At 72.9% G+C, this 19,852-nt stretch carries 17 protein-coding genes; 7 read left to right on the plus strand and 10 right to left on the minus strand.

The annotated features are described in order from the left end of the window. Nucleotide 1 precedes the first annotated feature (1 nt). Nucleotides 2-1,678 (minus strand): PucR family transcriptional regulator, encoded by a 1,677-nt coding sequence (locus tag GH740_RS11910; protein WP_253941397.1) that lies wholly within the window; start codon nt 1,676-1,678, stop codon nt 2-4. Between the two features lie 150 nt (nt 1,679-1,828). On the opposite strand from GH740_RS11910, the gene GH740_RS11915 reads away from it, so the two are divergent. Together GH740_RS11915 and GH740_RS11920 are read left to right on the plus strand one after the other, a co-directional pair. Beyond that, complete coding sequence (locus GH740_RS11915) at nt 1,829-3,196, plus strand: aspartate aminotransferase family protein (protein WP_216644941.1); 1,368 nt, start codon at nt 1,829-1,831, stop codon at nt 3,194-3,196. After that, nucleotides 3,165-4,625 (plus strand): gamma-aminobutyraldehyde dehydrogenase, encoded by a 1,461-nt coding sequence (locus GH740_RS11920; protein WP_153746322.1) that lies wholly within the window; start codon nt 3,165-3,167, stop codon nt 4,623-4,625. Before GH740_RS11915 ends, GH740_RS11920 begins: the two co-directional genes overlap by 32 nt. Nucleotides 4,626-4,659: 34 nt before the next feature. Here GH740_RS11920 and GH740_RS11925 read toward each other — a convergent pair whose 3' ends face one another. Continuing rightward, the gene (locus tag GH740_RS11925) at nt 4,660-6,015 is read right to left on the minus strand and encodes an NAD(P)/FAD-dependent oxidoreductase (protein ID WP_367641538.1); all 1,356 of its coding nucleotides are present in this window, start codon (nt 6,013-6,015) and stop codon (nt 4,660-4,662) included. Nucleotides 6,016-6,285: 270 nt separating this feature from the next. Between GH740_RS11925 and GH740_RS11930 the strand changes: the two genes are divergently transcribed. From GH740_RS11930 to GH740_RS11945, 4 genes are all read left to right on the plus strand, one after another. Beyond that, a complete protein-coding gene (locus tag GH740_RS11930) occupies nt 6,286-6,636 on the plus strand; it encodes an SPW repeat protein (RefSeq protein WP_153746323.1) in 351 nt (116 codons plus the stop codon). 56 nt (nt 6,637-6,692) lie between these two features. Further along, nucleotides 6,693-7,280: a TetR/AcrR family transcriptional regulator gene (locus GH740_RS11935; RefSeq protein WP_153746324.1), complete on the plus strand. Its 588-nt coding sequence runs from the start codon at nt 6,693-6,695 to the stop codon at nt 7,278-7,280. Between the two features lie 153 nt (nt 7,281-7,433). Continuing rightward, complete coding sequence (locus GH740_RS11940; RefSeq protein WP_367641539.1) at nt 7,434-7,841, plus strand: transferase; 408 nt, start codon at nt 7,434-7,436, stop codon at nt 7,839-7,841. A gap of 457 nt (nt 7,842-8,298) precedes the next feature. Then, complete coding sequence (locus tag GH740_RS11945; protein WP_367641554.1) at nt 8,299-8,838, plus strand: LysR substrate-binding domain-containing protein; 540 nt, start codon at nt 8,299-8,301, stop codon at nt 8,836-8,838. Nucleotides 8,839-8,930: 92 nt separating this feature from the next. On the opposite strand, the gene GH740_RS11950 is transcribed toward GH740_RS11945, so the two are convergent. The 7 genes from GH740_RS11950 to GH740_RS11980 form a co-directional block, all read right to left on the minus strand. Further along, a complete protein-coding gene (locus tag GH740_RS11950) occupies nt 8,931-10,505 on the minus strand; it encodes a S8/S53 family peptidase (protein WP_153746326.1) in 1,575 nt (524 codons plus the stop codon). 244 nt (nt 10,506-10,749) lie between these two features. Then, the gene (locus tag GH740_RS11955; protein WP_367641540.1) at nt 10,750-13,218 is read right to left on the minus strand and encodes a CHAT domain-containing protein; all 2,469 of its coding nucleotides are present in this window, start codon (nt 13,216-13,218) and stop codon (nt 10,750-10,752) included. Nucleotides 13,219-13,509: 291 nt separating this feature from the next. Next, nucleotides 13,510-13,977, minus strand: coding sequence for a hypothetical protein (locus GH740_RS11960; RefSeq protein WP_153746327.1), 468 nt, complete (start codon nt 13,975-13,977; stop codon nt 13,510-13,512). After that, complete coding sequence (locus GH740_RS11965; RefSeq protein ID WP_153746328.1) at nt 13,967-14,581, minus strand: RNA polymerase sigma factor; 615 nt, start codon at nt 14,579-14,581, stop codon at nt 13,967-13,969. The genes GH740_RS11960 and GH740_RS11965 overlap by 11 nt, the downstream gene beginning before the upstream one ends. An 82-nt stretch (nt 14,582-14,663) precedes the next feature. After that, nucleotides 14,664-16,832 (minus strand): glycogen debranching protein GlgX, encoded by a 2,169-nt coding sequence (gene glgX / locus GH740_RS11970; RefSeq protein WP_367641555.1) that lies wholly within the window; start codon nt 16,830-16,832, stop codon nt 14,664-14,666. Nucleotides 16,833-16,920: 88 nt separating this feature from the next. Beyond that, the gene (locus GH740_RS11975; protein WP_367641541.1) at nt 16,921-17,409 is read right to left on the minus strand and encodes a glutaminase; all 489 of its coding nucleotides are present in this window, start codon (nt 17,407-17,409) and stop codon (nt 16,921-16,923) included. Between the two features lie 93 nt (nt 17,410-17,502). After that, nucleotides 17,503-18,201 (minus strand): GTP pyrophosphokinase family protein, encoded by a 699-nt coding sequence (locus GH740_RS11980; RefSeq protein WP_153746331.1) that lies wholly within the window; start codon nt 18,199-18,201, stop codon nt 17,503-17,505. Between the two features lie 116 nt (nt 18,202-18,317). Between GH740_RS11980 and GH740_RS11985 the strand changes: the two genes are divergently transcribed. Next, complete coding sequence (locus tag GH740_RS11985) at nt 18,318-18,932, plus strand: FMN-binding negative transcriptional regulator (RefSeq protein ID WP_153746332.1); 615 nt, start codon at nt 18,318-18,320, stop codon at nt 18,930-18,932. Nucleotides 18,933-19,113: 181 nt separating this feature from the next. Here GH740_RS11985 and GH740_RS11990 read toward each other — a convergent pair whose 3' ends face one another. After that, nucleotides 19,114-19,842 (minus strand): NRDE family protein, encoded by a 729-nt coding sequence (locus GH740_RS11990; RefSeq protein WP_153746333.1) that lies wholly within the window; start codon nt 19,840-19,842, stop codon nt 19,114-19,116. Between the last annotated feature and the right edge of the window lie 10 nt (nt 19,843-19,852).

The raw sequence follows: 19,852 nt of genomic DNA on the forward strand, positions 1-19,852 counted from the left end.
CTCAGCGGCGCGGGGGGGCGCTGCGCCGCACGAGCAGGGCCAGGTGCAGCGCGGTCTGGGTCTCCCCGTCGTCGAGGTCCATGTCCAGCAGCTGCTCGATGAGCGCTATCCGCTGGTAGAACACGGACCGGGACAGATGGGATGCCGCGGCGGCGGCGGTCCGGTTCGCGGGATGTGCGAGCACAGCCGCCAGGACGTCCAGCAGGTCTCCGCCGCGGCTGAGGTCGTGGTCGATCAGCGGCGCCAGCATCCGCTCGCCGTGCTCGAGCAGCCGCCGGTCGTCGCGAAGATTCGTGACCAGGCGCACGAGCGGACGCGTGTCCGCACGGAGCACGTGCAGCCCGCCGTGCTCGCCACGGGGACCGCCCTGCGCGAGGTCGATAGCCTCCTGCAGCGACACGAGCGCTTCGTCCAGGCCCTGCGCCGGGGAGCCCACCGACACCACGGCGCGGTCCGCCGCGCCGCCGGCCACCTCGGTCACGAACGACCGCACGGCGGCGTCGTCGAACGCGGTATCGGCGGGCAGCGAGACGAGCACCGTGGCCGCGGGGGTGCCGGCACCGGCCGGGCCCGGCCCGAGAAGGGCGCGGCCGCCGAGCGTGCGGGCGACGGCGTCCGCGCGCCCGGGCACCGGTGCGACGCGGGCGATCACGAGGCCGTACAGGCGGCGGCCCTGCACCGGCAGCCCGGAGGCGCCCAGACGCGCGGAGGCCCCGCCGGTCGTGGAGAACCGGCCCGTCAGCAGCCGGTCCAGGAGCCGGCGCCGCGCCTGCCGCTCCCACTCGTCGACGGGGCCGTCGGCCAGCCGGCCCAGGGCGAGCGCTATGGCACCTTGCTGCAGAACGCCCAGCCGCCCCGCCGGATGCTCCGGGCCGGGCAGCGCCACAAGGAACCCCCAGCGCGCGCCCCGCGCCTCCACGGGAACCACGAGCCAGTCGGCTGCCGCGTCGCTGCGCGCGGCCGGCGGCCGGTGCGCCTCGCGCGACCGGCGCTCCCACTGCGCGAACAGCTCCTCCTCGCGCGCGGGCGGCACCTCGGCGGCCACCACCTCGTGCGCGAGGTTCTCCAGGACCACGGGCGCCCCCAGCGTGACCGCGAGCTGCTGCACGACGTAGTCGGCCGGTGAGCCGCGCAGCGTGAGCGCGGTGAAGCGGTCGCGCACCTCGTCCCGCGCCCGCAGCGCCGCGGTCTGCCGTTCGATGATCAGGCGGTGCACGACCTCGGTGACAGTGACGTATTTGACCTCGCGGTGCAGCACCACCAGGACCAGGTCGTGCGCGCGGGCCGCGTCGACGATGACCGCCGGCGTCCACCGGTAGTGCGAGCCGAGCTCGAGCACGAGCCCGGCGATGCCGACCTCGACGAGGCCGGCGATGAAAGCGCGCAGCGCGGCCGGATCCTGCGGCCAGCCGGACCCGGTGGACAGCAGCAGCTCGCCGCCGTTCAGGAGCCGGGCGACGCCGGCGCTGTCGGACGCGTGCACCCACCGCACACGCCCGTCCAGCGCGGCGGCGCCGCTGACCACCTCGGGCATCCCGTCCGCGAGCGCATCCAAGCGCAGCACTTCGCGCACCGTGGGCAGCGCGCGGTGCATCTCGGACCGCGGGAGATCCGCGTCACCGGCGGCAGCGCTGCGCATCGGCATCCCCTCTCCCCCGTCGGAGCGATGCTCCAGCATAGCCCGGACAGTGCGTCCGGAACGCCGAGAAGTTCACGACGGATAGGCCCTCTGCTACCCGCGATGCCCCTGCGACACTGGGAACCAGCGAACCGGGCGCGGCCGGTCGATCTGTCCGACCAGGCTTCCCGCAGAACGAATGAGATGCAGATGACCGACATCCTCGCCCCCACCGCCGTGGACCTCGCCGCCGACGCCGCCGTGCGCGCGGACGATCGCGGGCACGTGTTCCACTCGTGGAGCGCCCAGGCGCTCATCGACCCGCTGCCGGTGGCCGGCGGCGCCGGATCGACGTTCTGGGACTACGCCGGCAACAGCTACCTGGACTTCGCCAGTCAGCTCGTGAACCTCAATCTCGGGCACCGGCATCCCGATCTCGTCGAGGCGATCCGACGGCAGGCCGGACGGCTCGCGACGATCCAGCCGTCGCTGGCCAATGACGTGCGCGGCGAGCTGGCGCGCCGGATCAGCGAGGTGGCGCCGGACGGATTCGAGAAGGTGTTCTTCACGAACGGCGGCGCGGACGCGAACGAGAACGCGGTGCGGATGGCGCGCGCGTACACGGGGCGCCGCAAGGTGCTGGCGATGTACCGCAGCTACCACGGCAACACGTCAACGGCGATAGCGCTCACCGGCGACCCGCGGCGCTGGGCGAACGAGCCCGCCGACGGATCGGTCGCGCACTTCTTCGGGCCGTATCCGTACCGCTCTCCGTTCCACGCCACCACGCCCGAGGAGGAGACAGCACGGGCACTGGAGCACCTCGAGCAGACGATCATCCTGGAGGGCGCGTCCACGATCGCCGCGATGATCATCGAGACGATCGTCGGCACGAACGGCGTGCTCGTGCCGCCGCCCGGGTACCTGGCCGGCGTCCGCGCGCTGTGCGACCGGTACGGGATCGTGTACATCGCGGACGAGGTCATGGTGGGGTTCGGCCGTGTCGGGGAGTGGTTCGCGGTCGACGCGTTCGACGTGGTGCCGGACCTGATCACGTTCGCGAAGGGCGTCAATTCCGGCTACGTGCCGTTGGGCGGTGTGGTCCTCTCGGACCGGATCGCCGCGCACTTCGACACGGTGCCGTTCCCCGGCGGGCTTACCTACTCGGGGCATCCGCTGGCCTGCGCCGCGGGCGTCGCGACGTTCGAGGTGTTCGAGCGCGACGGGATCCTGCCGCGCGTGCGCGACCTGGGCGCCCGCGTCGTGGGGCCGCGGCTGCGCGAGATGGCGCGGCGACACCCGAGCGTCGGAGACGTGCGCGGGATGGGGCTGTTCTGGGCGATCGAACTGGTCCGCGACCGGAAGACGCGCGAGCCGCTGGTCCCGTTCAATGCCTCCGGGGCGGATGCCGCGCCCGTCGCCGCGGTCGCCGCGGCGTGCAAGAAGGCCGGCGTGTGGCCGTTCACGCATTTCAACCGCGTGCACATAGCGCCGCCCCTCGTGATCGCTGAGGACGAGCTGGTGCGGGGCCTGGACGCCGTCGACAATGCGCTGCACGCAGCGGACGAATACGTGTGATGCCGTGGCCGACATCCTCCCCAACATCATCGACGGGGTCGCCGTGCCCTCGACCGGCGCTCTGATCGACCTCGTCGATCCGGCCACGGAGCAGGTGTACGGGCGGGCACCGATCTCGACCGGCGCCGACGTGGACGCGGCGTTCGCCGCGGCATCCCGTGCCTTCCCGGGGTGGCGCGACACCACCCCGGCCGCCCGGCAGCTGGCCCTGTTCCGCCTCGCCGATGCGCTGGCCGCGCACGCCGACGAGTTCGCCGACCTGGAATCGCGCGACACCGGCAAGCCGAGGGCGAGCCTGGTCGCCGACGAGATCGACCAGTCGATCGACCAGCTGCGGTTCTTCGCCGGCGCGGCGCGCGAACTGAACGGCCGCGCGGCCGCGGAGTACGCGGAGGGGTTCACGTCGTACGTGCGGCGCGAGGCGATCGGCGTGGTCGCGCAGGTGACGCCGTGGAACTACCCGCTGAACATGGCGATCTGGAAGATCGCACCCGCCCTCGCGGCCGGGAACACGGTCGTGCTGAAGCCGAGCGAGACCACGCCGTCCACGACCGTGCGCCTCGCGGAGCTCGCCGCCGAGATCCTGCCGCCCGGCGTGCTGAACGTCGTGCTCGGCGACCGGACGACGGGTGCGCTGCTGACCGAGCATCCCGTCCCGCAGCTCGTGGCGATCACCGGTTCGGTACGCGCGGGGATGGCGGTGGCGCGGTCGGCGTCGACGCAGCTCAAGCGCGTGCACCTTGAGCTCGGCGGCAAGGCGCCCGCGGTCGTGTTCGCGGACGCCGACCTGGTCCGCGCGGCCGAGGGGATCGCGCAGGCCGCGTTCTTCAACGCGGGGCAGGACTGCACGGCGGCGACCCGGGTGATCGTGCACTCCTCGGTGCACGACGAGTTCGTGCGCGCCCTGGTGTCGTATGTGAAGGCCGACATCCGCACCGGCGCTCCCGACTCCGGCGCGTTCTTCGGCCCCGTCAACAACCCGGCGCAGCTCGAGCGGGTCACCGGCTTCATCGCGCGACTGCCCGCGCACGCGCGCATCGAGACCGGCGGGCGCCGGCAGGGCGGGGCCGGATACTACGTCGAGCCCACGGTGGTCACCGGCGTGCAGCAGGACGACGAGATAGTGCAGTCCGAGGTGTTCGGCCCGGTCCTGACGGTGCAGCCGTTCGAGACGGAGCGGGATGCCGTCGCCCTGGCCAACGGCGTCCCCTACGCCCTCGCCGCCTCGACGTGGACCCGCGACCACGCCACCGCGATGCGGATGAGCCGGGCGCTGGACTTCGGCTGCGTGTGGATCAACGCGCACATCCCGTTCGTGTCGGATATGCCGCACGGCGGGTTCAAGCAGTCCGGCTACGGCAAGGATCTCTCCATCTACGGCTTCGAGGACTACACCCGGCTCAAGCACGTGATGTCGAGCCTGGAGTAGCCCGGCGCGTTGCGCCGGATCGTGACGTCCCGGCTCAGTGGCCCGAGATCAGATCGGCGAGCTTCGCGATCGGGGATGTCGCGGGCCGGCCGCGCGCTTCGTGCCGGTCGGCGGCGTGATACGCCGCGTAGATGGCGTTCACGGCGAGCCAGCGCAGCGGCTCGGGCTCCCACCGCTTCGCCCGGTGGCCGACCCACGGCAGGTGCACGAGGTCGGTGTCGCGGCCGAGCACCAGATCGGCGAGCGTCCGCCCCGCGAGATTCGTGGTCGTCACCCCCGTGCCGACGTATCCGCCAGCCCAGCCGAGGCCGGTTGCGGTGTCGTGGCCGACCGACGCGGCCCAGTCCCGCGGCACGCCCAGCACGCCCGACCACGCATGCGCTATCGGCACGTCCGCGGCATCCGGGAACGCGCGGTGCAGCAGCGCCGTCAGGCCCGCGACGGCCCGCTCCTGCGTGCGCCCGTCCGTGTCGACCCGGGATCCGTACCGGTACGGCACGCCTCGCCCGCCGAACGCTATCCGCCTGTCCGCCGTGCGCTGCGCGTATGTGTACACGTGCGCGAGGTCGCCGAGCGTGTCGGCGTGCGCCCAGCCGATCCGGTCCCACGCCTCCGCCGGCAGCGGATCGGTGACGATCAGCGACGAGTTCATCGGCAGCCATGTGCGGTGCTCGCCGCGCAGGTTCGCGGTGAAACCCTCCGTGGCCCGCAGGACGTGCGCGGCGCGCACGGTGCCGCGCGGCGTCTCGACCCGCCCGGGCGATATGGCAGGCGCCGGCGTGTCCTCGTAGATCACGGCACCAGCGCGCTCCACCGCCTCGGCGAGCCCCCGCACGAGCTTCGCGGGGTGCACCCGCGCGCAGTGCGGGTGCCACACCGCGCCCAGCGGCCGGGCGACCCCGACCCGGTCGCGGGTCTCCGCGGGTGAGAGCTCGACCACATCCGCTCCCGGCCATTTCGCCTCGGCGGCAGCGAAAGCGCGCAGGCGCGCCAGCTGCGCCGGCGTGTACGCGACGTTCAGCTCGCCGCCGGCGAGGATGTCGGCGTCGATGCCCTCGCCATCCGCGACCCGGATCACCTCGTCGACTGCCGCGTTCAGCGCGGCCTGCTGACGGATGCCGTCGTCGCGGCCGTAGCGCTCGCGTCCCCCGGTGACGGAGTTCGTGAGCCAGCCGCCGTTGCGCCCCGAGGCTCCGAATCCGGCGAACCGCGCCTCGATCACCACCACCCGCACGGACGGGTCCAGCCGGCGCAGGTAGTACGCCGTCCAGAGCCCCGTGAACCCCGCGCCGACGACGCACACGTCCACGTCGAGGTCGCCGGGCAGCGCCGGGCGCGGCGCGGGCAGGCCGATCTGCCGCCACCAGAACGACACGTCACCATTGCGCACGTCGACCGCCTTTGCTCGGGGTGCGAACGCTTACCGCGATCCTAGGATGCCGGCGTCCGACATCCCGGGCACCGGATGCCGCGACCGGCGAGCCCCGCGTCGGAGAACGTCGCGACATGCCGGGCGCGACATCCCGGATCGCGGCGTGGCGGCGGCGATCTCCTACGGAGCGCACGCCTCCAGAATTCTTGACCGGTCGGTCAATCAGGAGCGTATGATGGCGTCGACCCCCGATTCGGGAGCCATCTGACCAAGAGGAGGATGAGTTCGATGAAGAGGTGGACACGCTGGCAGGACTGGGCGGCCGTCGCCGCCGGACTGTACGCGGCCCTGGCGAGCATCTGGACGACCCCGCGCACCGGCGCGTCGATGTGGCTGATGATCGTTCTGGGCATCCTGTTGATCGCCGCCGGGGTATGGAGCCTGGCAGCGCCGGAACTCGTGTCGATGGAATGGATCGTCGCGGCGATCGGCGCGCTGCTGTTCATCTCCCCGTGGGTCGGCGCCTACGCCGGCAACGCCGGCCCCGCCTGGTCCTCGTGGATCTGCGGAGCCGTCGGGGTGATCGCGGGGCTGTGGGGGCTCGCCCCCGCCGAGAAGATGCACCACGCGCACGCGTGATGCCCGCACCCGGGGCGACGGTACGCCGCCGTCCCGGCATTCTGTGAAGGGGCACGATGCGGGATGGCGCCGGTGTGCACGCGCGCGCACGGATCCTGGATGCCGCGGCCACGCTGTTCGCCGCGCACGGCTTCGACGGGACATCCACCGCCCGTATCGCGCGCGCCGCCGAGGTCCCGAAGGGGCTCCTCTTCTACTATTTCCCGGCCAAGCCGGAGATCCTCTCGGCGCTGCTCGAGGAGCGCCTGGGCGCGGACGCCTGGGACCCGGCGGCGATGACGGTGCCCGGCGACCCCACCCAGACGCTCGTGAACGTGGGCGACCGGGTGCTGCGCGACCATGCGGCATCGGATGTGCTGCGCGAGATCATCTGGCACGAGTCGCACACGCGGCCCGAAGTGCGGGCGGCGCTGACGCGCTACCGCCATGCCCTCCACAACACGATCACCCGCGCGCTGGCGGCCAGCCTGCCCGCGCCCGTCGACGCTGACGCGGTGCGGGCAGCCGCGGCCGCCTGGGCCGCCACGATCACCGCGCGGCCCCTCGAGGCATCCGACGACGCCGGCCGGCTGCACGACGAGACGGGTCTGCGCGCCATAGCGCGGCTGCTGGTGGCCGGGCTGCAGGCCGCGCTGCCCGCGTGAGGCGGACGGCGTGAGACGCCGCGGGCGCCGGCCGGTAGCGCGCGCGAATCCACTCAATGACATCCCGGTTTCCCTTCCCGGCGAGGGAATGAGATGATTTCTTCCAGAGTTATTCCTATAAGCGGCACCCCTGTGATGCCGCAGGAGGACATCGTGGGTAAGAACTACGTCGACATCGAGACCGACCAGGGCGACACGCTGCGCTACCGCAAGCACGCGAACGGGCGCGGCCTGATCGCCCATGGAGCGAAGGTGCACCCCAGCGCCATCGTCGAAGCGGGTGCGTATGTCGAACCCGGGGCTCAGATTGCCGCGGGCGTGCACATCGGCCGCGGCGCGTGGGTGGAGGCGGATGCCGTGATCGGCCAGGGTGCCGAGATAGCCCCGCAGGCGCACATCGGCCCGCACGCCTCGATCGGCGCGCGCGCGAAGATCGGCATCCGCGCCCACGTCGGCGATCGCGCATCGGTCGCCATCGGCTCGCTCATCGGCGACGACGAGACCGTCGCGGACGGTGAGCGCATCGCCACCGACCGGCGGGGGCTCCGGCTGGCCGCCTGACGCGAGCCTCGGCGCCCCGGCGCGAATTTGCCGGCCGCTGTTGCCGCCCCAGCGCCGCGATGCGGCACGACGGGACGGTGAGTTCCGTTGTGTCGCGAATCGCCGTCCCCAGGTGTCGCCCGCGCCGCGATGCGGCACGACGGGACGGTGAGTTCCGTTGTGTCGCGAATCTCCGTCCCCAGGTGCCGCCCCGGGCGCCGCGATGCGGCACGACGGGACGGTGATCCGACACCGCGCACCGGATAGGTTGGACGCCATGGCGAAAGGCACGCCCGGGGCACGGCCGGGCCGAGGGAGTGCAGGCGCGCGCGGGCGACGACCGCCGCGTCCGACGGCGCCGGGCCGGGCTCCCCGCACCCCGCGCCCGACGCCGTCGCCATCCCCGCAACCGGCTCCGACACCGCCGGCCGGGCCGTTCCGGCTCGGCGCGGTCGAGGGCGCGACGCCGGGCCGGTGGATCCGCACCTGGGAGGAGCGGATGCCGCGCACGGCACTCGAGCTCATCCCGCTCACCGTCGCGACCCAGCGCGACGCTATCGTGGCCGGCGCCGTCGACATCGCGCTCGTGCGCCAGCCCATCGACCGCGAGGGCCTGCAGCTCATCCCGCTGTACGACGAGGTGCCGGTCGTCGTGATGGCGGCGGACTCGACGCTGTCCGCGGCGGACGAGCTCGACGCCGCCGACCTCGCCGGCGAGGTACTGATCGCCTCGCGCGACGACGTGCTGGGCTACACCGCGCCCGGAACGACGACCCCCGCGTTCGAAGCGCTCGAGACGACCGCGGATGCCGTCGCCACGGTGGCCGCGGGCGTCGGCATCGCGGTGATGCCGATGTCGCTCGCGCGCCTGCATCACCGCAAGGACGTCACCTACCGCGTGCTGCGCGACGGTCCGGTCTCGTCGATCGCGCTGGCATGGGATGCCGACCGCGCCACGCCGCTCGTCGACGCGTTCGTGGGCATCGTGCGCGGGCGCACCGCGAACTCGTCGCGCTGATCCGGCATCCACCCGCCGTCTGCGTCGCTCGATGAGGGACCGCATCGGCGACACCGTTCGCCTCGGCCGCCCCCTGGCCCACGGACGCGCGGCTACAGCTCCTCCGCGCGGAGGCCCTCGACGACGCTGAGCGCCCGCGCGATGCGGGCCGCGGCATCCCCCTCCCCGCCGCCGAGGTCGTCGAGCCGCGCGGCTATCGTGCCGGCGACGAGCGGGGCGGCGAACGAGGTGCCGCTCCACACCGCGAATCCGCCGGTGAAGTCGTCCGGATCCAACGACTCGCGGCGCTGCCCGTGCGCGTCGTGGCGGGTGACCGCCTGCGCCCCGCCGTCGAAGGCCGGGAACGTCGAGAGCACCGACACGCCGCGCGCATACAGGTCGACCCACGGCGCCGTGTTGCTGAACAGCGCGACCGTCTTGCGGTTCGGGTTCTTCGCGCCGACGGCGATCAGCGGCGCGCAGCCGCCCTCGCCCGGGAACGCCGCCGGAAACATCGGCCGATCGGTGGCATCGTTGCCGGCGCTGCACACAATCGTGGTGCCGGCGGCGGCGATCTCCAGGAGCACCAGCCGCAGGCCCGCGCTGTAGAGCACGTCGGCCGGCGTCTCGTGGTAGTACCCGAGCGACAGATTGAGCACGTCGATGCGCTGGCCGCCGGCCTCGCCCGCGGCATCCCGGGTCACGAGCTCGGCGATCTTGTCCATCGCGTCGATGAGGTCGGACTCGACGACGCGGCCCAGGCTGTCGGCGATGCGGAGGGCGAGGATGTCGGCATCCGGGCACGCCTGATGCACGATGCCCGCCAGGAACGTGCCATGCCCCGACACCGGGTCGATCTGACCGTCGAGCGGTCCGACCAGGTCAGGGTTCAGCTCGGGATCCCGACCGTCGTCGTCGCGGCCGATCGGAACGCCGTCCAGCTCGACCCGGGTGCGCACGACGCCGGGCGTGAACCACGGATGCGGGGCGCAGCCGGTGTCGACGATCATCACGACCGGGCGATGCGTGCGGTCGGCGGCCCGCGTCGGCGCCGCGCCGACCCACGTGACGGCCTGGCGTCCCCCGAAACCGGGCAGTGCGTAGGCGCCCAGGCCCGCGGACGCGGGGTTCGTGGAGCCGAACGGGTTCGTGGACGTGAACGGGTTGGTCGAGGTGAACGGGTTCGTCGACGTGAACGGGTTCGTCGAGCCGAACGGGTTCGTCGACGTGAACGGGTTCATGCCGATCGGCGCGACGGTGAGCAGGTGGTCGAGGCTCACGCCGTCGAGGTTCACACCCTGCCGCGCGGCCGACTGCAGCACGGCCCACGCGTCCGGCGCGGAGCCGGCGGCGGCACCCTCGGCGAGCACCTGGAGGCGGGTGACGGCGGCCGCCCGCCCGCGCCGGGCGCCCCGCCGGTCGATCGCCACGACGGGGTGCGGCCGGAACCGCCAGCCCGCGCTGCGGAATGCGTCGTCGAGGTCGCGCATGACCTCGTCCACGTTCCGGGTGGGCGCCACAAGCAGCCGGTCCGGGATGTACACGGTCGGGAACACGGCGTTCTCGTCCGGCATCGCGGGCGGCTGCAGGACCACCCCGAGCGGTTTGATGGCGCGCTCGCGCTCCTCCCAGCTCGCTCCCCCACCGCTGCCCGCGGCCTGCCCGCCCGTGCGCTTGTCATCGTCCATGCTGGTCTCCCCCACCCCACGATGCCCCGTGATCCGGAACTCTAGCCCTCCTGCGCCGCGCAGACGAGGAGGACGCCGACCCCGTCGACGCCCTCCCCCAGTGGGCTCGATGACGACGCCCCCAGTACGCCACCCTCGTCCGACAGTGCTCCCGTGTGGCCGGACTCCCCAGTCCCGCGGCCCGGTCGCACCGCGAACGTCCCACTGTGTAGAGCGGCGACATCCGCGTCTGATACACGGATGCTCAGAAACCTGCGCCGTGCGCCTGGAACGGGGTGACCAGTCCGGTACGGGTGGATGCCGCGGCCAGCGCCTCGGCGGGCGGGAGGCCCCTGGCGAGCCCGGTGTGCATGGTCCCGAGCAGCTCGCATGCCGCGTCGTCATCGACGACGACCGGGGTGGCGATCACGCAGCGCGCCCCCGCGGACAGCCAGATCCGGGCCATGCCGATGGCCTCCTCACCCCAGCGCACCGAGGAGCGCCCGCTCTCGCACGCGGAGAGGATCACGGTCGGGGGCACCCGCGGGACGCGGTCGATGTCGTAGCCGAACAGCGTGCCATCGGCGAGCTCGAGCCCCGAGAACAGCGGGTTGTCGGCGGCATGCTGCCCGTGCGCAGCCACGTGGAGCACGCCGACGTCGGGGGCGAGGCCGGTGAGCGCATCGACGGTGGCGGCGGCGCCCGTGAGAAGGGCGGGGTCCCTCCAGGCCGCCCCTGCCGCGCGGATCTCCTCTTCGCCGCGCGCGACGCCCGGTCCCGCGACGAAGCCGGCGGCGAATGGCGCAGTGCGCTGCGGGGTGGTGCGGTCCGGGATGCTGCGGTCGCCCACCCACTGCGACGCCGATGACGCGAGGGTGAACGGGCGGCCCCGCATCGCCGGGAGCATCGCCCACGGGATGCCGGAGAGCAGCCCGGGCGCGGTGATCACGAGCCGCCGGTCACCGGCGATGGCGAGCGGCTCATCGAGGAGGAGGGCCGAGAGCGCGGCGATGCGGTCTCGCAGCGACCGCTGCACGACATCCACCATCGGGCCGGTGCGGATGATGGCGGCCATGTCGAGGTCGGCGCGCAGCCCGGGCGTGAGCGCGCGGATCCCGTCGACGCCGGGGAGTGCGACGAGGCGGCGGCGATCGGCCGTGACGACCAGCGCGGTGAGCGCGGAGCCCGAGAAGACGTACGAGATGAGCGCGGCCGAGGCATCCAGCGCGCCGGCGAGCTCGTCGAGGTCGGCGCGGCGGTATGCGCCGTCGGCGCCGGTCTGGGCCCACTGCCGGGTGCGGGCGCGGTCGCGCAGCGCGACACCGCGCGGGCTCGTGGCCCATGCGGGGTCGTCGGCGCGGAGCATCCGCAGCTCCGCGAGGTCCGCGGCGAGCTCGGGGTCGGGCGGCGGGCGCAGCGGGACGACCTGCTGCGTGAGCTGGCGGGCCCGCTCCGACCATTCGAAGACGACGTCCGGGCGGCGCGATCGGACCGCGGAGTCGAGGCCGATCAGCGCGAGCGCGTTGCCGTGCATGGCGACGGATGTCTGCAGGTCGAGGCTGCCGAATGCCTGCCGCCACGCGGCCAGCGCGTCCAGGCCGGCGGCCGCATGCCGGCGGGACGCGGCATCCCGTCCTCGCGCGCGAGCGCGGGTGGCGCGCGCCTCGTGAGCGAGCAGGTGCACCTGTACGGGCGCGGACGCCGGCACTCTGATCGGCGCCGCCGTCGGCTCGCCGTGGCGGGATCGCCGAATGGCGAGAGTCAGGCTCAGCGCGACGGCCTCGCCGGGGAATCCGGCGCGGCGGAGCCGGTCGGCGAGCGCGGCGACGTCGCCGGGTGCGGGGAGCCGGCGGGATACGTCGCCAGTGAGCGCCGCGCGCACCCGGATCGCGTCGGCGCGAGCCTCCCATGCCGCGTTGCCGAGCGCGGCGAAGCGGCGTACAGCCGCGGCGGCGATGCGGCGAGCCCGGGCCGGGTCGTGCAGGAGCTGCGAGCAGGCGAGCTGGAACTCCGCTTCCGCGCGCAGCTGCGGCATCCGCTGTGCTCCGAAGACGGCCGCGCTGGTCTCGAAGAGGCGCTCGGCGTCGCGGGTGAGGCCGGCGTCGCGGAGGACCTCGGCGCGGTCGGCGTCGCAGATGCCTGCGGCGACGGGGGATGCCGCGGCCCGCGGCCGCGCCGCCTGCATGCCGTTCAGCGCCGCGATCAGGTCGCCCTGCAGCAGCGCGACATACGCGCGGTTGTGCTGCGCCTGGCCGGCGTCGACCGGCAGATCGGCGTCGGTGAAAGTGCGTTCGGCGTGCTCGAGGTCGTCGGCGGCGCCGTCGAGGTCGCGCAGCTGCAGCCGCGTGACGCTGCGGTTCATGCGCACGCGCGCCTGCGCGACCGGGTCGGCGGCCAGCCCGTCGATAGCGTCGGAGAGCTCGCGCAGCGCCTCGCGCAGGCGTCCGCCCATGAGTGCCAGCGCGCCCAGCTGGCCGAGGAGCACCGCGCGGGTGTCCTCGCGGAGCCCGGGCAGCGCTATGGCCTGACGGCAGAGGCGCTCGGCCTCCGCCGGCATCCCGGTGCGCTGTCGTACGACCGCGCGCGTGCCCATGATGCGGGCGCGCAGGTCGACGTCCCGTCCCGACGCGGCCAGGGCGGCAGCATCCCGGAGCGTGCGTTCGGCCTGCACGAACCGGCCGCGGATGCTCTCGTCCACGGCGCGGCGATGCAGTTCCTCGGCGCTGCCGCTCACGTTCTCATTCTTCTCCCGCCGCCCCGCCCGCGCGCCCCCCCCCCGTCCGCGCCCCGCGAGGCATCCCCCAAATCCGCGAGGCAGCCCCCAACTCCCCGAGGCAGCCCCTAACTTCACGAGCCTGCCCTGGACGCGAGGCAGCCCCGAAATGCGCGAGGCAGCCCCCAACTCCCCGAGGCAGCCCCGAACGCAAGGGATGCCTCGCGAAGTTAAGGGATGCCTCGCGAAGTTGAGGGATGCCTCGCGAACTTGGGGGATGCCTCGCGCGGCGGGCGCGCGGAGCGCGGCGGGTCAGACCTCGAACTGCGGGGTCTGGAACTCGCGGGCATCACCGGCGCCGTCGCGCACGGACAGGCGGATCCGGGTCAGGCCAGGGCGCACCCCGTCGAACGCGAACCGGCCGTGCTCCCCCGGCGCGGCGCTGCGCTCGTCGCCCGCCTGCACCAGGCGCACGGCGACCGCCGCGGAATCCACCCACCCGTCGATGCGGCGCTCTCCGCCTTCCGCGACCGTCACGTGCAGCAGCACGCTGGTCCTACCGTCGCTGAACTGCAGCGTCGCCTCATCGCCCTCGCCGCGCACCGCAGCGTACTCGCCCTCGACCAGGGTCAGCAGAGCGTATTCGCGAGACAGGTCCGCAACCGCGACGGCAGCCACCATCCTGTCGACAAGCCCCGCCGGCACCGGGTCGCGCTTCTGCCATTCGGCGCGCAGCCGCGCGAACAGCGCGGCGTCGGCGGCGACATCCTCATTCTCCATATGCCGACACCCCCTCTTCGCCGAGCAGGGTGCGCAGCTTGGCGAGGCACCGCTGCCGCGTCGGGCCGATCGAGCCGATCGGGATCGCGAGGTCCTTCGCCATCCGGGCGTAGTCGGGCCGGTCGTCGAACGCTATGACGCGCAGCAGCCGCCGGCACCGTTCGGTGAGCTGGGCGACGGCATCCCACAGCCGGTTCGCTTCCGCGGACCGGGATGCCGACGCCTCGGCCGACTCGTGGGTGGGCAGGTGCGGCTCAAGAGACTCCGTCTCGGTGACGTCGGTGCGCCGCCCGGCACGGCCCACACGCCACGCCTCGCGGCGCGCGCAGGTGGTCAGCCACCCGGACACCGCGCGCGGGTCCGCGATCGTCTCGTGCCGGCGGACGAGGGTCAGCCAGGTCGTCTGCACGACGTCCTCGGCGAGCGCCGCGTCCAGCCCGTACGCCCGCACGACGTGCCACAGCGTCGGCGTCATCAACCGCACGAGCTGGTCCATTGCCCGCGTCTCACCCTCGCGCCATGCCGCGAAGAGGGCGCCCGCCTGCTCCCACCGGCTCGGCTGGGCGGTGTCACCCGTGGCCGGCGGCGGGTCGAGGGAGGTCATGTCGACAATTGTGTCCACATCAGGACAGAGGACGGTAGACCCCGCCCTGATACCACGGGGTTCCGCTCCCCGCCCGCCCCCCTCACCGCCCCGGCATCGCCGCGGCCACCGAGGCCTCCACGGAGTGGTCGGGATCGACCGCGTCGTCGCTGTGCGCGCCGAGCACCGCGAGCGTCCGCGGCTGCAGCGTCACCGTTCCCCCCGGCGGCACGGGACCGTCACCGTCACTGTGCGCACCGGTCTCGACGAGGATGTCCCACCGCGGCGAGCGCTGCCCGACGGGGATGCGGAACTCGATCGGCTCGTCGCTCGCGTTGAACAGGATCAGGAAATGCCGGTCCGTGATCGGCCGCCCTCGCGCATCCCGCTCGCGGATGCCGTCGCCGTTCAGGAACACGCCGATCGCGCGCCCGAAGCCCGAGTCCCAGTCCTCCGGCCGCATCGGCGTCCCATCCGGGCGCAGCCACGAGATGTCGGGCAGCGGCGCGCCGGCCGCCCGCACGACCGGGTGCCCGTCGAAGAAGCGCCGCCGCCGGAAGGTCGGATGCTCCCTCCGCAGCGCCGCAAGCATGGCGGTGAACTCGATGAGCGGCTGGTCCGCGGCATCCCAATCGACCCAGGTCAGCTCGCTGTCCTGGTTATACGCGTTGTTGTTGCCGAGCTGAGTGCGTCCGAGCTCGTCGCCGTGCGAGAGCATCGGCACGCCCTGGCTCAGCAGCAGCGTCGCGATGAAGTTGCGCTGCTGCCGGGCGCGCAGGGCCAGGATGTCGGGATCGTCGGTGGGTCCCTCCACGCCGCCGTTCCACGAGCGATTGTCGTCGGTGCCGTCGCGGCCCTGCTCGCCGTTCGCGTCGTTGTGTTTCTCGTTGTACGAGACGAGGTCGCGCAGCGTGAAGCCGTCGTGCGCGGTCACGAAGTTGATGGATGCCACCGGCCGGCGCCCTGAATTCGCGTACAGGTCGCTGGATCCGGTCAGGCGCGACGCGAACTCGCCGAGCGCCTGCGGCTCGCCGCGCCAGAAGTCGCGGACGGTGTCGCGGTACTGCCCGTTCCACTCCGTCCACAGCGGCGGGAAGTTGCCCACCTGGTACCCGCCGGGTCCGACATCCCACGGCTCGGCGATGAGCTTTACCTGCGAGATCACCGGGTCCTGCTGCACGATGTCGAAGAACGCGCTCAGCCGGTCGACCTCGTAGAACTCCCGCGCCAGCGTGGATGCCAGGTCGAACCGGAACCCGTCGACGTGCATCTCGAGCACCCAGTATCGCAGCGAGTCCATGATCAGCTGCAGCGTGTGCGGGTGGCTGACGTTCAGGCTGTTCCCGGTGCCGGTGTAGTCGGTGTACGTGGCGGGGTCGTTCTCGTCGAGCTTGTAGTAGGCGGCGTTGTCGATGCCGCGCATGCTCAGCGTCGGCCCGAACTCGTTGCCCTCGGCGGTGTGGTTGTAGACGACGTCGAGGATCACTTCGATCCCGGCGACGTGCAGCGCCCGCACCATCGCCTTGAACTCCTGCACCTGCTGGCCGCGGTCGCCGCCGGACGCGTACCCGTTGTGCGGGGCGAGGAACGCAATCGTGTTGTAGCCCCAGTAGTTGCCTCGCTCCTGCTCGGCGACGGCCGCGGCATCCACGAACTGATGCACGGGCATCAGCTCGATCGCCGTGACGCCGATCCGGTGCAGGTGCGCGATGATCGCGGGGTGGGCGATCGCGGTGTAGGTGCCGCGGATGGCCTCCGGGATGTCGGGATGCCGCGCGGTCAGGCCCTTCACGTGCGCCTCGTAGATCACGGTCCGCGCGTACGGGGTATTCGGCGGACGATCGCCGCGCCAGTCGAAGTACGGGTTTATCACGACGCAGGTCATCGCCGCCGCGGCGGAGTCGTCGTCGTTGCGGAGGTCGGGGTCGTCGAGGTCGTAGCCGAACAGCGCCTGCCCCGGTGTCACGGCGCCCTCGACGGCCTTCGCGTACGGGTCGATCAGGAGCTTGGCCGGGTTGAACCGCTTGCCGGTCGCGGGGTCGTACTCCCCGTGCACGCGGTAGCCGTAGCGCTGCCCGGGGGCGACGTGCGGCAGGTACACGTGCCAGACATAGCCGTCGACGTCCCCGAGCTCGACGCGCGTCTCCGTCCCGTCCTCGGCGAACAGGCACAGCTCGATGCGCTCGGCCTGCTCGCTGAACAGGCTGAAGTTCGTCCCGTTGCCGTCGTACGTCGCCCCGAGTGGATAGGGCGTTCCGGGCCAGGTCTCCACCGGCATCCCTCCGCTTCGACCCGCCCCACACTACCTGCCGGTTCCTCCGCGTAGCGTCAAGGGGCAGGGGCAGGGTCGCCGGCCGGGGTCACGTCGCGCCGGCGGGCGGGTCGCGCAGCAGCGCCACGTGCTCGTCGAGGTACCCCCGCAGCGGCGTGAACCCGCCGGTGCGGCTCCAGCGGACGCTCGGCACTCCGTCGACGAGCGCGAGGGGCCCGGATGCCGCGCCCTGCGCGACCGCGTCGACGTCGATCGGCGTCCACCCGACGTGCACGGTCTCGCCCTCCGCGAAGCCGCCGCGGCGGGCGGCCCCCGCGAGCGCCGCCCGCTCACGCTGCGACTGCGCTGTGAAGCCGCGCCGCACCTCCTCGCGGGCGCGCACGATGTCGCCGGTGGCCAGCAGCGCGTCCGCGGCCAGCAGCAGGACGCCGAGGTGCCACGCCTCGCCGACCGGAACGACCCGTGCGGCCCGGGGGATGCCGAGAATCCGGCGCACCGGGACGTACTCGCCGAGCCGCTCGCGCGGTGCGTCCGCGAGACGCCGGCGCGCGGCATCCAGCATCTCGGCGATCTCCACCCGGCCAGGGTACCCACCGGTGTGCGGCGGATTCATGCAGCTCGGCCGGCACAATCCCGCCCCGAACGCAGGAATCCGCCCCAGACGAAGGCGTCACACCGCGAACACGCGCGGGTCGGCCTCGAGCTGCCGCATGCCGCCGTGCAGCTCACGGTGGAGGCGCTCCATGCGCGCATCCAGGTGCGCGGCCGAGTCGGCGGCATCCTTCAGCTCCGCGAGCAACTCTCCCGGCACCTGCTGGCGGTACTTGTAGTAGATCTTGTGCTCCAGACTCGCCCAGAAGTCCATCGCTATCGTGCGGAACTGCACCTCGACGGGCACCTCCACCGGCCCAGTGGACAGGAACACGGGCACCCCGATGATCGCGTGCAGGCTCTTGTAGCCGTTCGGCTTGGGCGCGGCGATGTAGTCCTTCACGCGCCGCACGGTGATGTCGGACTGCGTGGTGAGCAGGTCGAAACGACGGTACGCGTCGGCGGTGAAGCTCGTCGTGATCCGGATGCCGGCGATGTCGGTGATGCGGGCGCGGATGCTGTCGAAATCGGCATCGATGCCCTTGCGGGCTATCTTCTCGACGAGGCTGTCGGCGCTTTTGACCCTGCTGGAGACGTGCTCGATCGGGTTGTAGTCGTGCAGGTACTGGAACTCGTCGCGGAGGATGTCGATCGTCGTGGACACCTCCGCCAACCCGAAGCGGTACGGCAGGAGGAACCGCTGGAGCTCGTCGCGCACTGTGCGCAGCTGCGCGGGCGACATCTCGACGGGGACATCCAGGTCGGGGTGATCGAGCATGGTCACACGCTAGGGGCGGTCTCTGACAGTGGGGTTTGCATCCGGCGCCCAACTGAGCAATCCGCTGGGAAGGGGGTCTCGCGTGGCCCTGGCGTCGCGCGGCGTAGTGTCGACACATGTACGTCCCGCATTTCAACCGCATCGACGACCTCGACGCCGCCCGGGCCTTCGTCCGGGAGGCGGCCGTCGGCACGCTGATCACAGCCGGTGCCGACGGGGTGCCGGATGCCACGCTCCTGCCGATCCTGTGGGATGGCGACCGTGTCGTCGCGCACTTCGCGCGCGCGAACGAGCACTGGAAGCGCATCGCGGACGGCGCGGACGGGCTGTTCGTCGTGTACGGACCGGACGCGTACGTGACCCCCTCCTGGTACGCCGCGAAGGCCGAGCACGGCAGGGTGGTACCGACCTGGAACTACTCCGCGGTGCACCTGCGCGGACCGGTGACCGTGCACGAGGATCCGGCATGGCTGGAGACGGCAGTGACGATGCTGACCGAGCGGCACGAGGGCACCCGGGACGAGCCGTGGGCGGTGACGGATGCGCCGGACGCATACGTGGCCGGGCAGCTGCGCGCGATAGTCGGGCTGGAGATGCGGGTCGAGGATGTCGACGCGAAGGCGAAGTGGAGCCAGAACCGCTCCGACGCCGACCGCGCCGGCGTGGTCGCCGGGTACGAGGCGGAGGATCGGCCGATCGCCGCCGAGCACGTCCGCACCGGGCGGCTCTGAGCCGCGCCGCGCGCCATCCGCGCGCCGTCCGCGCCATCCGCGACATCCGCGCGCCGCTCGACCGGAGGGCATTCCGCCGAGGCGAGGGCATTCCGTCGCCGAGAGTCCTCCGCTCGCGCGAATCCCCTCCGCTCGGCGGAAGGCACATTTCTCTGCGAGGCGGGTCGCGCGGCGAAACGCGTCACACCGGCGGGACGAGCTCGACCTCGTTCCACATCCCCGGCGTCGTCAGCTCGCCGTACCGCACGTCGACGGATGTCCCGACCGAGGCCGTGCACAGCAGGAGCGACTGCGTGGGGTAGCCGTGCACGCGGTTGTCGCGGATGATGGCGCGGTCGTCGTCGGGGCCCAGGCGCGCCGACCGGGCGAGCACGTCCAGCCACGCACGCTCCCAGTCCGGGCCGGACGCGGCATCCGCGAACGCGTCGTGCCACGCCGTGATCCGCGATGTCCGGGGGTCGTCGAGGTCGTCGTGCGCGATCATGTGCACGCCGGGCGGGACCGGCGTCTCGCGCAGCGCATGCCCGTCCCACGTGAGCACCCGCACCCCGTCCGCCGAGACGTCCACGAGATTGAAGCCGAGCACCGCGGCGGTGGGATGCTGCGGCCGGCCGGCCACGGCATCCAGCACTATCCCGCCCCGCGACACCTGCACCATCCCGTCGGGCACCGGCCCGCTCGCGCGGTTCAGGAGCACCGCGAGACGCCCAGCCGACGCGTCGGCGGCCAGCCACGCCCCGCCCGCGCGGGCGTCGCGCACGCCGACCACGCCCGGCCGGTCCGGCCACCATGCGCCCAGCGGCTGCCAGGCGCGCGCGGGGTCCTCGTCGCGGACCGCGAGCACGCGCACCGGCTGGTCGGACGCGGCGGGCACCGAGAGGATCACCGTGCACACGGTGCACCGCCGCATGGGAGGATCG

Source organism: Microbacterium sp. SYP-A9085 (genome assembly GCF_009649635.1).
In the GTDB taxonomy this organism is placed as follows: Bacteria; Actinomycetota; Actinomycetes; order Actinomycetales; family Microbacteriaceae; genus Microbacterium.

Excerpts from the sequence above, each read along its gene's own strand:
- GH740_RS11910 (WP_253941397.1), bottom strand. The coding sequence starts at position 1,678 with ATGCTGGAGCATCGCTCCGACGGGGGAGAGGGGATGCCGATGCGCAGC.
- GH740_RS11915 (WP_216644941.1), top strand. The coding sequence starts at position 1,829 with ATGACCGACATCCTCGCCCCCACCGCCGTGGACCTCGCCGCCGACGCC.
- GH740_RS11920 (WP_153746322.1), top strand. The coding sequence starts at position 3,165 with ATGCGCTGCACGCAGCGGACGAATACGTGTGATGCCGTGGCCGACATC.
- GH740_RS11930 (WP_153746323.1), top strand. The coding sequence starts at position 6,286 with ATGAAGAGGTGGACACGCTGGCAGGACTGGGCGGCCGTCGCCGCCGGA.
- GH740_RS11935 (WP_153746324.1), top strand. The coding sequence starts at position 6,693 with ATGCGGGATGGCGCCGGTGTGCACGCGCGCGCACGGATCCTGGATGCC.
- GH740_RS11950 (WP_153746326.1), bottom strand. The coding sequence starts at position 10,505 with ATGGACGATGACAAGCGCACGGGCGGGCAGGCCGCGGGCAGCGGTGGG.
- GH740_RS11960 (WP_153746327.1), bottom strand. The coding sequence starts at position 13,977 with ATGGAGAATGAGGATGTCGCCGCCGACGCCGCGCTGTTCGCGCGGCTG.
- GH740_RS11965 (WP_153746328.1), bottom strand. The coding sequence starts at position 14,581 with ATGACCTCCCTCGACCCGCCGCCGGCCACGGGTGACACCGCCCAGCCG.
- GH740_RS11980 (WP_153746331.1), bottom strand. The coding sequence starts at position 18,201 with ATGCTCGATCACCCCGACCTGGATGTCCCCGTCGAGATGTCGCCCGCG.
- GH740_RS11985 (WP_153746332.1), top strand. The coding sequence starts at position 18,318 with ATGTACGTCCCGCATTTCAACCGCATCGACGACCTCGACGCCGCCCGG.
- GH740_RS11990 (WP_153746333.1), bottom strand. The coding sequence starts at position 19,842 with ATGCGGCGGTGCACCGTGTGCACGGTGATCCTCTCGGTGCCCGCCGCG.